The sequence below is a fragment of the Hymenobacter properus genome (assembly GCF_015694735.1).
Classification (GTDB): Bacteria; Bacteroidota; Bacteroidia; order Cytophagales; family Hymenobacteraceae; genus Hymenobacter; species Hymenobacter properus.
Map to the genome: position 1 here is coordinate 1,045,448 of NZ_JADQDP010000002.1, position 13,341 is coordinate 1,058,788.

Consider the following 13,341-nt stretch of genomic DNA (forward strand, 5'->3'; position numbering starts at 1 on the left):
GATGGAACGATGGTAATGCAGGGCGTGCAAGCACTTGTGCGGCGGCGAGCCAAAGGCTCGAACTCAGTCGTCACGCGTCGGAGACGCGCGCCTGCCGTGTTATCCCACCTCCGCATACCTAGCCTTTTGCAGCACCTTCTTGTACTCGCTCGGAAACACCTTCACGAACCTCCCGGCTTCCTCCTGCCAGTTGCCCAGCAAAAACGCCGCTACCTGGCTGCCTGTCAGCGCCACGTGCTGCCGGAGCAGCTCCTGAATTTGGTCCTCGTCGTCGGCGTCCAGCGGGTCGAGCTCTACCATCTCGGGGTTGCAATTGGCGGGGAAGGTGCCGTTGGGGTCGTACACCCAGGCAATGCCGCCGCTCATGCCGGCGGCGAAGTTGCGGCCCGTCTGGCCTAGGATAAGGGCGCGGCCGCCGGTCATGTACTCGCAGCCGTGGTCGCCTACGCCTTCGACAACCGCCGTAGCGCCGGAGTTGCGCACCGCAAACCGCTCGCCGGCCTGCCCGCGCACGAACAGCGCGCCGGAAGTGGCCCCGTACAGCGCCACGTTGCCGATGATGATGTTTTGCTCGGGCACGAAGTGGGCGGCGGGGGAGGGGAAGATAGCCAGTTGCGCCCCACTCAGGCCCTTGCCCACGTAGTCGTTGGCCTCGCCTTCGAGCGAGAACGACAGCCCCGCTACGCTAAACGCGCCAAAGCTCTGGCCCGCCGAGCCACGGAAGCGGTAGTTGATGGTGCCCGCAGGCAGGCCGGCAGCGTGGTAGCGCTTGGCAATCTCATTGGAAAGCAGCGTGCCGATGGTGCGGTCGATGTTCTGCACCTCGAACTCGGCAAAAACCGGCTTCTGCTCGTTCAGGGCCGGCTGGGCGTGGTCGAGCAGCTGCCAGTCGAGGATGCCGCGGATGCCGTGGTCCTGTACCTCGCTGTTGTAGAGCGTGCCGCCGGAGATGTTCACGGCGGGGTGCAGCATGTCGGCCAGGTTGAGGTGGCGGGCTTTCCAGTGGGTGATGCCCTCGCGCACTTTCAGGAATTCAGGGCGGCCCACCATCTCGTTGATGGTGCGGAAACCCAGCTCGGCCATGATTTCGCGTAATTCTTCGGCCAGGAAGCGGAACAGGTTCACGATGTGCTCGGGCTGGCCGGTGAAGAGCTTGCGCAGCTCGGGGTCTTGGGTGGCCACACCCACGGGGCAAGTGTTGAGGTGGCATTTGCGCATCATCACGCAGCCGCCGGCCACCAGCGCGGCCGTGGCCACGCCCCATTCCTCGGCCCCCAAAAGGGCTGCTACGGCCAGGTCACGGCCGGTTTTCAGCTGGCCGTCGGCTTGCAGCACCACGCGGCTGCGGAGCTGGTTGCGCACCAGCGTCTGGTGGGCTTCGGCCAGGCCCAGCTCCCAAGGCAGGCCAGCGTGCTTGATGGAACTGATGGGCGAGGCGCCCGTGCCGCCGTCGTAGCCGGCAATGAGGATGACGTCGGCGTGGGCTTTGGCGACGCCGGCGGCGATGGTGCCCACGCCCGCCTTGCTCACCAGTTTCACGTTGATGCGGGCGGCGCGGTTGGCGTTTTTCAGGTCGAAGATGAGCTGGGCCAGGTCCTCGATGGAATAGATGTCGTGGTGGGGCGGGGGCGAAATCAGGCCCACGCCGGGCGTGGCGTGGCGCACCTTGGCAATCCACTCGTCTACCTTGTGGCCGGGGAGCTGGCCGCCCTCGCCGGGCTTGGCGCCCTGAGCCATCTTGATTTGCAGCTCGTCGGCGTTGGTGAGGTAGTGGGCCGTGACGCCGAAGCGTGCCGATGCCACCTGCTTGATGGCCGAGCGCATGGAGTCACCGTTGGGCAGCACTTCGTAGCGTAGCGGGTCCTCGCCACCCTCGCCGGTGTTGCTCTTGCCGCCGATGCGGTTCATGGCAATGGCCAGGGTGCTGTGCACCTCGTGTGAAATCGAGCCAAACGACATGGCCCCGGTCGCAAACCGCCGCATGATGCCCTCGGCCGGCTCCACTTCCTCCAGCGAAATAGGGTCACGGTGGCGGGCGAAATCCAGCAGGCCGCGCAGGGTGAACATGCGCTCCGGCTGCTCGTTCACTAGCTTGGCGTAGCGCTGGTAGGTGGCGTAGTTGTTCGTCCGCGTCGCCAGCTGCAGCAGGTGCACGGTTTCGGGGTTGAACATGTGCGCCTCGCCGCGCCGCCGCCAGTGGTAGAGGCCGCCGTCGGGCAGCAAGGTCTGCTCCTCGGGCGTGGTGGTTTTGAAACCTTGAAAGTGCTTGTAGAGCGTTTCGCGGGCAATTTCATCGAGCCCCAGCCCGCCGATTCGCGTTACCGCGCCGCAGAAATAGGCGTCCACCACGGCCTGGTTCAGCCCCAGAATCTCGAACACCTGCGCGCCGTGGTAGCTCTGCAGGGTCGAAATGCCCATTTTCGAGAAAATCTTCAGCAGGCCGTCGCACACGGCTTTTATATAATTGTAAGTCAGTTGCGCCTGGTCGAGCGAGGTGTTCAGGTGGCCCGCCTCGCGCATAGTGCGCACCGTGGACAGCGCCAGGTAGGGGTTGATAGCCGTGGCCCCGAACGACAGCAGGCAGGCGAAGTGGTGCACTTCCCACACGTCGCCGGCCTCCACCACGAGGCCCACCGAGCCCCGGCAGCCGAGCTTGATGAGGTGGTGATGCACCGCTGAAACCGCCAGCAGCGAGGGAATGGGCGCGTGCAGCGAGTCCACCGCGCGGTCCGATAGAATCAGCACCTCAAACCCGTCGTGCACCGCGTCTTCGGCGTAGCGGCACAGGCGGGCGAGGCCGCGTTCCAGCGCGCCGGGCAGCCCGTCGGCCTTAAAATAGGTTTGCAAAGTCTTGGCATTGAACATGCCGGTGTCGATGCTGCGCAGCTTCTCCAACTCCAGGTTGCTGAGGATGGGCTGGCGCAGGGCCACGCAGTGGCAGTGGTGTTTGTCCTCGTCGAGGATGTTGCCGTTGTTACCCAGGAAAGTCGCCAGACTCATCACCAGCCGCTCCCGGATGGGGTCGATGGGCGGGTTGGTCACCTGTGCGAAAAATTGCTTGAAGTAGCTGCTCAAGTGCTGCGGCTGGTCGCTCAGCACAGCCAGCGGCACGTCTACGCCCATCGAGCCGATGGGCTCCTTGCCGTCCAGCGCCATGGGCGTAATGAGCACGTCTATGTCCTCGCGGGTGTAGCCGAACACCTGATGGTACTTGAACACGGCGTCGGCGGCCAGCTCCGTGAACATCTGGCGCGGCTCGGGCAGCTCTTCGAGGCGAATCTGGTATTCGTTTAGCCACGCGCCGTAGGGCTGGCGGCCAGCGGCCTGGGCTTTCAGCTCCTCGTCGGTGATGATGCGGCCGGCCACGGTGTCGACCAGCAGCATCTTGCCGGGCTGCAGGCGGCCTTTCTGCACCACCGTGGCCGGGTCGATGTGGAGCACGCCGGCCTCGGAGGCCACCAGCACGCGGCCGTCGGTGGTTTCGAGGTAGCGCAGCGGGCGCAGGCCGTTGCGGTCGAGCATGGCCCCAATCTGCTGGCCGTCGGTGAAAATGAGAGCCGCAGGGCCGTCCCAGGGCTCCATAAACGTGGCGTGGAACTCGTAGAAAGCCTTTTTGAGCGGGTCCATCTGGGTGTTGCCGTCCCAGGCTTCTGGCACCAGCATCATCATCACGTGCGGCAGCGGGCGGCCCGAGTGCAGCAGGATTTCCACCACATTGTCGAGACAAGCGGAATCCGATTGTCCGGCGTCGACCACCGGCAGCAGCATGTCCATCTCTTCGGCCGAGAAGTAGGGCGACACGTAGCTGCGCAGCCCCGCATAAAACCAGTTCAGGTTGCCGCGCAGCGTATTTATCTCCCCATTGTGTGCCAAAAACCGGAACGGCTGGGCCAGCTTCCAGCTCGGGAAGGTATTGGTCGAAAACCGCGAGTGCACCAGCCCAAACGCCGAAACCACCCGCTCGTCGCTGAGGTCGGGGAAGTAGCCGCGCACCTGGTAAGTAGTCAGCTGGCCCTTGTACACAATGGTTTTGCACGAGAGCGAGGCGAAGTAAAACACGTCCATCGCGGCCGTCACCGTCTCGCGCACCGTCTTAAAAATTAGGCGGCGCAGCACGTAGAGCTTGCGCTCGAAGTCCTCCGGATTGGTAATGCCCGCCGGCCGGCCGAAAAAGACCTGTTCCATCACCGGCTCGGCCGCCAACGCCGTGGGACCGATGCCGGTCGGATTCACCGGCACCGGCCGGTAGCCCAGCAGCGGAAACCCCAGCCGTGCGGCGGCCCCGTTGATGACCTCGCGGCAGGCTTCGCGCAGCTTTTCATCCTTCGGCAAAAAGCCCATGCCCACGCCGTAGCTGCCCGGCTCGGGCAGGCGAATATCCAGCGCCACGCATTCCTGCAGCAGAAACCAATGCGGAATCTGGATGAGCAGGCCGGCCCCGTCGCCAGAGTCGGCGTCGCAGCCGCAGGCGCCGCGGTGTTCCATGTTTTCGAGCATGGTCAGCGCATCGCCGATAGTCTGGTGCGTTTTGCGGCCGTTGAGGGAAGTGATGAAGCCGGTTCCGCAGGCGTCGTGCTCAAATTCGGGGCGGTAGAGGCCCTGGGCGGCGTTGGGGTTCATGCGAAACAAGTTCAAGGTGAACGGATTATCCGCGCCAATTGCTGGTGCGGAAAAGTAAGTTACACCGGAAGCCGCAGGAATTTTAGCTTCATGCAAGAAATTCAGATTACATTTTCGCAAAATTATTTTTTGACCTCAGATATAAGGGCCTCAAACGTTTGTGGCTATTTATTCTGAACAAATAGCCTCTTAATGCAAGGCCTGGTGCCCATTTTATTCGCTTCGGTAGCCGGAATGGGGCATGCATTCGAACCCGACCATCTGTTGGCCGTAAGCAACCTTATTTCCCGTCGCGATACCCTGGCCGAGGCCATGCGCGACGGCATCTATTGGGGCCTGGGCCACACCACCACGCTGGTGGTCGTGGGCAGCATCATCCTGCTGGGCCGCGTCACGTTCCTCACCTCCGGTTACTTCGAAGCTGCCGTGGGGCTCATGCTCGTCGTCATGGGCATCAGCCGCCTGCTCGACCAGCGCCGCCCGCCCGCCAGGGTGCGCCCCGGCGTGGCCCCTTCGCGCGCCGCCTACGCCGTGGGCCTGCTCCACGGCCTGGCCGGTAGCGGCGCGTTGGTGCTGCTGGTGATGAGCGAAATCCGCGACCCGTGGCTTAGCGTGCTCTACTTCGCGGTGTTTGGTATCGGCTCCATTCTGGGCATGTTCATCGTAGCTGGGCTGTGCAGTGTGCCCTTCACGAAGCGCATGCGCATTAGCCGGGTGCTGAAGGTCAGCACCGTTACCTTGTCCTCGCTGCTGTGCATTGGCTATGGCGGCTGGATGATTTACGGGAACGTGCGATGGTAGAACGTCAGCTCAAAACGTCATGCAGAGCGCAGCGAAGCATCTCGCGTGCAGCACTAAATAATGACATCGCGACGATTGAATTACTCCCCCACGCGAGATGCTTCGCTGCGCTCTGCATGACGCTCTCCCGCTGACGCTCTTTAGCCTTACCACTCTTCGCCCATGCACCTCGCCCCCAAAGACCTCGATAAGCTCATCCTCCACCAGGCCGGTTTTGTGGCGCAGAAGCGCTACGCCCGCGGCCTGCTCCTGAACTACCCCGAAGCCCTGGCCCTCATCGCCACGCAGCTGCTGGAGTTCATCCGCGACGGCGAGCGGGTGGCCGTGCTCATGGACAAGGGCAAGCAGCTGTTGGGCCTGGCCGACGTGCTGCCCGGCGTGGCCGACCTGCTCCACGAAGTTCAAATTGAAGGCACCTTCCCCGACGGCACCAAGCTCGTGACCGTGCACCACCCCATCTGCCGCGAAACCGGCGATGCCGCCCTGGCCCTCTACGGCTCCGGCCTGACCCGCGCCACCGCCCCGGCCGCCGCGCCCGCTGGCCCGCCGCCGCCCGGCGAATACTTGCTGGCCGACGGCGACATCATCCTCAACGAAACCCGCGCCACGGTGACGGTCGACGTCGTGAACATGGGCGACCGGCCCGTGCAAGTCGGCTCGCACTACCCCTTCTTCGAAACCAACGCCGCGCTGCATTTCGACCGCGCGGCGGCCTACGGGTTCCGCCTCAACATCCCGGCCGGCACCGCAGTCCGCTTCGAGCCCGGCGAACGCAAGCGCGTTACATTGGTGGCCCTCAGCGGCGAGCGCATCGTGTACGGCGGCAATGGCTGGATTGATGGGCCGCTGGATGAGGCGGGAAAGAAAGAAATAGCAGTAGAAAAATTCAGCAGCTAATTATGAATTCATATTTTATCCTTTGGCCTACTGACTGGTGCAAACGGTTGGTACAGGTCAATGATTACGGCCCTTTTGAAGTAGTCTATGGTGGGCCGCACACTTCTGTACCCTCTCTAGGCAAGGTTGCTGCTGGTGATTTCATTTATCCCGTTTCAATAAAAAACGGGGAGTTATTTATCCTCGGTCGAATGCAGGTTGAGCGCATTACAGAAGCTGATGTCTATTTGAAAGAGCAGAATATAATCAGGCCCTATGGTGAAATGTGGGACACTTTAGCTACTGAGCTGCTGAAGACGCGGCCTGATTTGGGGCTTCGTATTCCAAGAACCTGCATCGATAATGTCGCAACAGGCAATGGAACAAAATTTAGGTTTGACTTTAGCGTGCCAACAGAAGTAGCTGATAAGCTGCTTTTAGGACCAAAAGCTGGTCAGGAAAAAGGCCTTTCAAAAAGTAAAGACGGCAAATTGTCTCACGTCGCTTTGCAAGGGCATTATCGCCGACTAAGTGCTGATTCTGCTGCTATTGTGGCTGACTTGATGCAGACATTTTAGTGCCTCCTTGACAACATAAACTCCGGAAATATGTCCCTCCCCATCTCCCGCCGCGCGTATGCCGACATGTACGGCCCAACCACCGGCGACCGGGTGCGCCTCGGCGATACCGACCTGCTGATTCAGGTAGAAGAAGACTACTGCGTGTACGGCGAGGAATGCAAGTTCGGCGGCGGCAAGGTGCTGCGCGACGGCATGGGCCAGGCCGCCGGCATCGGGCCAGCCGACGCGCTGGACCTCGTGATTACCAACGCGCTGGTGGTCGACTACACCGGCATTTACAAGGCCGATATCGGCATCAAGGGCGGGCGCATCGTGGGCATCGGCAAGGCCGGCAACCCGCACCTCATGCCCGGCGTCACGCCCGGCATGGTGGTGGGCGTCACCACCGAAGTCATTGCCGGCGAAGGCCAGCTGCTCACGGCCGGCGGCATCGACTGCCACATCCATTTCATCAGCCCCCAGCAGATTCCGGAGGCGCTGGCCTCGGGCGTCACCACCATGATTGGGGGCGGCACCGGGCCGGCCGCGGGCACCAACGCCACCACCTGCACGCCCGGCGCCTTCTACCTCGAAACCATGCTGAAGGCCACCGAGGCCTACCCGCTTAACTTCGGGTTCCTGGGCAAGGGCAATGCCTCGAAGCCCGAGGGCCTGCGCGAGCAGGCCGAGGCCGGGGCGCTGGGCTTCAAGCTGCACGAGGACTGGGGCACCACGCCGGCGGCCATCGACCAGTGCCTGAGCATTGCCGAGGAGTACGACGTGCAGGTCTGCATCCACACCGATACGCTGAACGAGAGCGGCTTCGTGGAAACCAGCACGGCCGCGTTCAAGGGCCGCACCATCCACTCCTACCACACCGAGGGAGCGGGCGGCGGCCACGCGCCCGACATCATCAAAATCTGCGGCGAGCCGAACGTCATTCCGTCGAGCACCAACCCCACGCGGCCCTTCACGGTGAACACCATCGACGAGCACCTCGACATGCTCATGGTCTGCCACCACCTCGACCGCAACATCCCCGAAGACGTGGCCTTCGCCGAAAGCCGCATCCGGGGCGAAACCATTGCCGCCGAAGACATCCTGCACGACTTGGGCGCGCTGAGCATCATTTCCTCCGATTCTCAGGCCATGGGCCGGGTGGGCGAGGTCATCACCCGCACCTGGCAAACGGCCCACAAAATGAAGCAGCAGCGCGGCGCCCTGCCCGAAGATGCGCACCATCAGGCCGACAACTTCCGCGTGCGCCGCTACGTGGCCAAGTACACCATCAACCCGGCCCGCGCCCACGGCATCTCGCATGAAGTCGGCTCCGTCGAAATCGGCAAGCTGGCCGATTTGGTGCTCTGGAAACCCGCCTTTTTCGGCTCGCGCCCCGAGATGATACTCAAAGGCGGCATCATCGCGCAGGCGCAGATGGGCGACGCCAACGCCTCCATTCCCACGCCGCAGCCCTCGTTCTCGCGCCCCATGTTCGGCGCGCTGGGCGGGGCAATCGGCAAGAGTTCGATGGTGTTCGTATCGGCCGCCTCGGTTGAAAAGGTGCGGGCCAAGTATGGCCTGACGAAGCAGGTAGTAGCCGTGAAAAACTGCCGTAACATCGGCAAAAAGGACATGGCCCTGAACGACTACCTGCCCAACATTTCCGTCGACCCCGAAACATACCGCGTGATGGTAGATAGGGTGCATCTGACCTGCGAACCAGCCGCGAAGCTGCCGCTGGCGCAGCTGTATAACTTGTTTTAGAACTGTAGCGTGGACTCTGCGAGTCCGCGCCCAATTGAACGTCCTGCAATGCGCGGACTCGCAGAGTCCACGCTACGTCCTATGCACTTCGCCCGCCTCCTGCACCTCGTCGATTCGGCCATTCCCACCGGCTCGTTCGCCTATTCCTATGGGCTGGAAAGCAGCATCAGCCTGGGCCTTATCCGAGACGATGCCGGGTTGCGCCAGCACCTCTACGCCTACCTGCAGCAGGCCGCCAGCTTTGAAATTCCGTTCCTGAACGCCTGCTTTCACCTCGACACCAATCGGGCCGATATGGCCGCCGAGTACGACGCCCAGTTGCTGGTGCCCGCCCTACACCGAGCCAGCGCCGTGCAGGGCCGCACCTGGTTGAAGCTCCTGGCCGGCTTTTACCCGGCGGCCGACATCGAACGCATCAGCCACTGGTTTGCGGCCGGGGAGGTGCCACCGCACTTCACGCTGGCGTTTGGGCTGGGGCTGCGGGCGGCGGGCTACGCGCTGGCCGAAACCGGTACTATGTACCTGCACATGCTGCTGCGCGACCAGCTCAGCGCTGCCATCCGCCTCGGGTTTCTGGGGCCGCTGGAGGGGCACCGCTTGCAGCACGATTTCTACGCGGTGTTCGAGCACCTGCTGGCGGGGCAGGAGGGAAAGGGCTACCGTGAGGCCAGCCGCTCGGCATTTGTGCTCGATACGGCGCAGGTGCTGCACGAGGACCTTTATTCGCGGCTGTTTCAAAACTAGCCTGCCCGTCATGCAGAGCGTAGCGAAGCATGACGTGTTGAATTAACCACTAACCGTTAACCATTATAAACATGGCTTTTGTTGAAAAACTTGCCCTTCTCCTCCACGGCCACCAGCACGAGGCCTACGAATCGCCCGGCGACTTCAACGAGCGCGAAACCCGACGGCTGCCCAGCCACCGCAACTTTCGCAAGCGGGCTTTCACGGTGGGCATCGGCGGGCCAGTGGGCACGGGCAAAACGGCGCTGCTCAAGGCCTTGTGCGAACGCATGCGCCACGAGTTCGAGCTGGGCGTGGTGACGAATGACATTTTCACCCGCGAAGACGCCGAGTTTCTCATTCGCAACAGCGCCCTGGATGAAAACCGCATTGTGGGCGTCGAAACCGGAGGTTGCCCGCACGCCGCCATTCGCGAGGACATTTCCCTGAATATGGACGCGTTGGAAGGCCTGATGCAGCGCTTCGATTACGGACTTGAGTACCTGTTCGTAGAGAGCGGCGGCGACAACCTGGCCGCCCACTTTAGCCGCGAGCTGGTCGATTATTCCATTTATGTCATCGACGTGTCGGGTGGCGACAAAATCCCGCGCAAGGGCGGCCCCGGCATCACGCAGTCGGACTTGCTCATCATCAATAAAATCGACCTCAAAGACCTCATCAAGGCCGACCTCGGCGTGATGGAGCGCGACTCGAAGAAGATGCGCGGTGAGGGCCCTTTCCTGTTCGCCCGCGCCATCGACGGGCACGGGCTAGACGAGATTATTGCCCACATTAAAGACGCCAAAGCGCGGGCATTGGCCGCCGTGCGCGAAGACCGGCGCTAGTATTTCCGCGCCAGTGGATTGTACCCCAGCAGCCATTCATTGGCCAGACCAGCCAGCAGTGCATCGCACAGCGGCTGCAGGGCCAGGCGGCTGTGCGCGGCGGCCCGCAACACCCATACGTTTTCCCGCGCACGCGTCACCGATACCATAAATTCCTGACCTGCAAGGGTGAAATGGGGCTCGGTGCTGCCGGGCATCTGCTGGCGCGTCAGCAGCTCGGCAAGGAGTTGGACGCGTGCGTCGTGGGCGCTGCCCACTACAAACACGGAAAAGAAGGTTTGATAGCCCGCGAAATTGGCTGGCGAAGCGGCAATGTGGTCTTCGGGTTGAAACGCAAACCGGTCCAGCAGTACCAGCCGGCCGCCCACCCGCACGCGCAGCTCCGAATGCAGCGACGTAAAGGCGAACCGTTCGCCCTGGTCCATGCGGCCGGAGTGAAACCAGTCGACCAGTACCAGCAGCGACGATGGATGCAGCTGCCACTCCTGCACCTGCCGGTAGCGGCTGGCGGCCTGCGGCACCACCGGGTCGGGAAAAACCACGGCCAGGGCATTTTCGGCCAGCTCGCCCACGGTGTGCTGCTCGGCCACGGCCCCATCGATGGACCGAAAAACCCGGGTACTGGCCTGCGTGCTGATAATGAGCCGCGCCTCCGCCTGAACCGACACGCGCAGGCGAATAATATCGCCGGCCACCAGGCCGCCGCCGTAGCTGCTCAGCACCACGTGCGCCGCCCGGCCGTGCGAGGCGGGTTGCAGCAGCTTCAGCGGCTGGATGTTTTGGCAGGCCACCAGCCGCGAGCGGCCGCGCACCTCGGCCACGTCCAGCACACTCCAGGCGGGGGCGGCGGGCGAAGGAAGGGCTAGCGAAAGGGGAGAGGTGGCCGAGTCAACAGTCATAAGGCTGCGAAGTACGGCCTTCCAGCCCGCCTGCCCAGCATTCTGATTCCTGGCTTTTGGTGAGAGTTTGGCTGGTAGCGTGGAGCGCGCACTTTATAATTCGCGTTTCGCTGCCTTTCCCAGCTTATTCTACCGTCAGGTCTCGCCATGGAAAGCAATACCCAACGGCCCAATCACGTTTTCGAAATAGCCCGGTTACCTGTATTTTAGGGCCTTGCCGCGCTTTCACTTATGCAGAATTATTACCGCCTGCTGGGCGTGGCCCCCACGGCCACGGCGCAGGAAATCACCCAGGGCTACTTGCAGCAGCGCACCCGCCTCAAGCGCCTGGCCGCCCACGACCGCGCCATGAAAGCCCGCCTGGCCGAGGTCGAAACCGGCTACGAAATCCTGGGCCACGCACGTCGCCGTGTGGCCTACGACCTGCTCCTCACCCAAGAGCCCGCCGCGCCACCGTCGGACCGGCAGCGCGATGAAATGCGGCTGGCCCGGTTAGCGCGCCTGGCCCGCAGCTTCAACGTAGCCGTGCTGGCCTGCTGCCTGCTGCTGGGGCTCGACTGGGGCCTGCCGCTGCGCCACCTTGCCCACGAAACCGTGCGCAGCCGCTTCCCTATTTCGGTATCGGTGTCGCTGTCCGACCCGCAGATTGCCTACCGCGTGCGCACCGAGCACGCCGTGTTCCGGCTGCCTAGTGCCATCAGCCACCGGGTGCGGTCCGGGCAAACCATCGAGGTGTGGCAAACGCCGCTGCTAGGGGTGGTAAGCAAGGTCAGCTCGGCCGAGTCGCCCGATGGGCCGGCGCCGTTTCAGCCTTATGCGGGCACCATCTACGGCACGTTTTTTCTGCTGCCAGTGCTGCTGGGGGCGGTGGCCGGCGTGGGCGTGTGGCCAGGCCTGCGAGCCGAAACTTACGTGAACACGGCTGTCGTGAGCGGGTTATTAACCGTGCTTACACTCGTCATTCTCCTTTGTTTTTGACGTAGAACCACCCTGGACGCGTAGCCCGCCGTCGGGCTTTGCCGTACTTGCAGCCGGATATCACCCTTTTGTTTTCAGTTTTTCATGTCATTCACTTCCGCGCAGCCCGAAGATTTGCTGTTTGATGCCGCCCGCCGCGGCGATGTAGCCACCCTACATGAGCTGCTGGGCCAAGGCCTCGACGTCAACACGGCCAACGCCAAAGGCTTTACGCCGCTCATCCTCGCTTCCTACGACGACCACTACGACGCCGTGAAAATGCTGCTCAACGCCGGCGCCGATCCCAACATTCAGGACGTCACCGGCAACAGCGCCCTGATGGGCGTCAGCTTCAAGGGCTACCCCGACGTGGCCCGCCTGCTCATCGAGCGCGGCGCCGACCTCAACCTGCAAAACGGCAACGGCGGCACCGCCCTCATGTTTGCCACCATGTTTGGCCGCAACGCGCTGGTGCGCCTCCTCCTCGAAGCCGGCGCCGACACCACCATCAAAGACGTGCGTGGGCTCACCGCCCTGCACCTGGCCGGCCAGCAAGGCAACGAAGAAGCCTGGACGCTGCTCGGCGGCGCCCCGCCGGAAGCATAGGGCCTCTAAAAGGCTTATAATCTGAGAGAAATAAAAACGTCATGCTGCGCGCAGCATGACGTTTTTAGTAATGATGACGCCTAGCCCCGGCGGCTGGTGCATTGCTGCCGCACCTCGTCAAGGCGCTTGGCCAGGGCCGCCACCTCCTTTTCGTTATCGGTATTGAGCGAGAGGGTGATGGTGGCCGCCAGGCCCGATGCGGCCTTGCCCTTGTGGTTTTCGCGGCGCTTTACGGTGAGCTCGTAGTAGCGTCCGCCGCCTTTCTCGTGCTCCTTGGCGGCGTAGGTCACCGAGCCCACTTCGGCCCATTCCTGGGCCAGAGTGAGCTCCAGCTCCACGTTTTCGTCGCTGCGGAAGCCCCAGCTGCTGCCGTTTTTGCTGTTGCTTATCGCAATGTTGGTGGTGCTGGTTTTGTCGGGCTTGCGGAATTTGCGAATGGTTTGGCGGAAGCCGCAGTCGGCCAGCGACACGCGCACTTCGGTATCATCATCCTTGGATTTGGGGTCGGCCATGAGTTGGTTGAGCCGGGCCGTGAGGGCTTTTACCTCCGCTGCCGGGGCTTGGGCCTGGGCCGCGCGGCCCAGCAGCAGGGCGCCGGCTAATAAGAACATTGATTTGAGCATTTGCAGAAAGGTGAAGCGTGCCAGAAAAAAGCGCTGTGGCGCCGGCCCCGCACGCGCAAGACCGGTA

Annotated in this window: 11 protein-coding genes; 8 read left to right on the forward strand and 3 right to left on the reverse strand. The window is 62.8% G+C overall.

All coding sequences use genetic code 11. The features are described 5' to 3' along the window. Positions 1-99: 99 nt before the first annotated feature. On the reverse strand, positions 100-4,620 hold the full coding sequence (gene gltB, locus I2I01_RS10630) for a glutamate synthase large subunit (RefSeq protein WP_196286414.1): 4,521 nt from the start codon (positions 4,618-4,620) through the stop codon (positions 100-102). Between the two features lie 264 nt (positions 4,621-4,884). On the opposite strand from gltB, the gene I2I01_RS10635 reads away from it, so the two are divergent. The 6 genes from I2I01_RS10635 to ureG all read left to right on the forward strand — a co-directional run bounded on the left by I2I01_RS10635 (position 4,885) and on the right by ureG (position 10,189). Next, the gene (locus tag I2I01_RS10635) at positions 4,885-5,421 is read left to right on the forward strand and encodes an urease accessory protein (protein ID WP_196286415.1); all 537 of its coding nucleotides are present in this window, start codon (positions 4,885-4,887) and stop codon (positions 5,419-5,421) included. 162 nt (positions 5,422-5,583) lie between these two features. Next, positions 5,584-6,318 (forward strand): urease subunit beta, encoded by a 735-nt coding sequence (locus tag I2I01_RS10640; RefSeq protein WP_196286416.1) that lies wholly within the window; start codon positions 5,584-5,586, stop codon positions 6,316-6,318. A gap of 2 nt (positions 6,319-6,320) precedes the next feature. Further along, positions 6,321-6,875 carry a hypothetical protein gene (locus I2I01_RS10645; RefSeq protein WP_196286417.1) on the forward strand — a complete coding sequence of 185 codons (555 nt, stop codon included), beginning with the start codon at positions 6,321-6,323 and terminating at the stop codon, positions 6,873-6,875. Positions 6,876-6,905: 30 nt separating this feature from the next. Then, positions 6,906-8,621: an urease subunit alpha gene (ureC, locus tag I2I01_RS10650; RefSeq protein ID WP_196286418.1), complete on the forward strand. Its 1,716-nt coding sequence runs from the start codon at positions 6,906-6,908 to the stop codon at positions 8,619-8,621. 81 nt (positions 8,622-8,702) lie between these two features. Then, on the forward strand, positions 8,703-9,365 hold the full coding sequence (locus I2I01_RS10655; protein WP_196286419.1) for an urease accessory protein UreF: 663 nt from the start codon (positions 8,703-8,705) through the stop codon (positions 9,363-9,365). 71 nt (positions 9,366-9,436) lie between these two features. Further along, positions 9,437-10,189, forward strand: coding sequence for an urease accessory protein UreG (gene ureG, locus I2I01_RS10660; RefSeq protein WP_196286420.1), 753 nt, complete (start codon positions 9,437-9,439; stop codon positions 10,187-10,189). Here the strand turns inward: ureG and I2I01_RS10665 are convergent. After that, positions 10,186-11,088 carry an urease accessory protein UreD gene (locus I2I01_RS10665; RefSeq protein WP_196286421.1) on the reverse strand — a complete coding sequence of 301 codons (903 nt, stop codon included), beginning with the start codon at positions 11,086-11,088 and terminating at the stop codon, positions 10,186-10,188. The two genes, ureG and I2I01_RS10665, sit on opposite strands and share 4 nt — an antisense overlap. A 231-nt stretch (positions 11,089-11,319) precedes the next feature. On the opposite strand from I2I01_RS10665, the gene I2I01_RS10670 reads away from it, so the two are divergent. Both I2I01_RS10670 and I2I01_RS10675 read left to right on the forward strand, forming a co-directional pair. After that, on the forward strand, positions 11,320-12,066 hold the full coding sequence (locus I2I01_RS10670; protein WP_196286422.1) for a J domain-containing protein: 747 nt from the start codon (positions 11,320-11,322) through the stop codon (positions 12,064-12,066). An 84-nt stretch (positions 12,067-12,150) separates the two neighbouring features. Next, entirely contained in the window at positions 12,151-12,651 is a 501-nt protein-coding gene (locus I2I01_RS10675) for an ankyrin repeat domain-containing protein (protein ID WP_196286423.1), read from the forward strand. Positions 12,652-12,731: 80 nt separating this feature from the next. Here I2I01_RS10675 and I2I01_RS10680 read toward each other — a convergent pair whose 3' ends face one another. After that, positions 12,732-13,274 carry a hypothetical protein gene (locus tag I2I01_RS10680; protein ID WP_196286424.1) on the reverse strand — a complete coding sequence of 181 codons (543 nt, stop codon included), beginning with the start codon at positions 13,272-13,274 and terminating at the stop codon, positions 12,732-12,734. Positions 13,275-13,341: the final 67 nt, after the last annotated feature.

What these genes read in the sequence shown, in the direction of transcription:
- I2I01_RS10680 (WP_196286424.1), bottom strand. Translation starts at nt 13,274, where the DNA reads ATGCTCAAATCAATGTTCTTATTAGCCGGCGCCCTGCTGCTGGGCCGC.
- I2I01_RS10670 (WP_196286422.1), top strand. Translation starts at nt 11,320, where the DNA reads ATGCAGAATTATTACCGCCTGCTGGGCGTGGCCCCCACGGCCACGGCG.
- I2I01_RS10645 (WP_196286417.1), top strand. Translation starts at nt 6,321, where the DNA reads ATGAATTCATATTTTATCCTTTGGCCTACTGACTGGTGCAAACGGTTG.
- gltB (WP_196286414.1), bottom strand. Translation starts at nt 4,620, where the DNA reads ATGAACCCCAACGCCGCCCAGGGCCTCTACCGCCCCGAATTTGAGCAC.
- ureG (WP_196286420.1), top strand. Translation starts at nt 9,437, where the DNA reads ATGGCTTTTGTTGAAAAACTTGCCCTTCTCCTCCACGGCCACCAGCAC.
- I2I01_RS10640 (WP_196286416.1), top strand. Translation starts at nt 5,584, where the DNA reads ATGCACCTCGCCCCCAAAGACCTCGATAAGCTCATCCTCCACCAGGCC.
- I2I01_RS10675 (WP_196286423.1), top strand. Translation starts at nt 12,151, where the DNA reads ATGTCATTCACTTCCGCGCAGCCCGAAGATTTGCTGTTTGATGCCGCC.
- I2I01_RS10655 (WP_196286419.1), top strand. Translation starts at nt 8,703, where the DNA reads ATGCACTTCGCCCGCCTCCTGCACCTCGTCGATTCGGCCATTCCCACC.
- I2I01_RS10665 (WP_196286421.1), bottom strand. Translation starts at nt 11,088, where the DNA reads ATGACTGTTGACTCGGCCACCTCTCCCCTTTCGCTAGCCCTTCCTTCG.
- ureC (WP_196286418.1), top strand. Translation starts at nt 6,906, where the DNA reads ATGTCCCTCCCCATCTCCCGCCGCGCGTATGCCGACATGTACGGCCCA.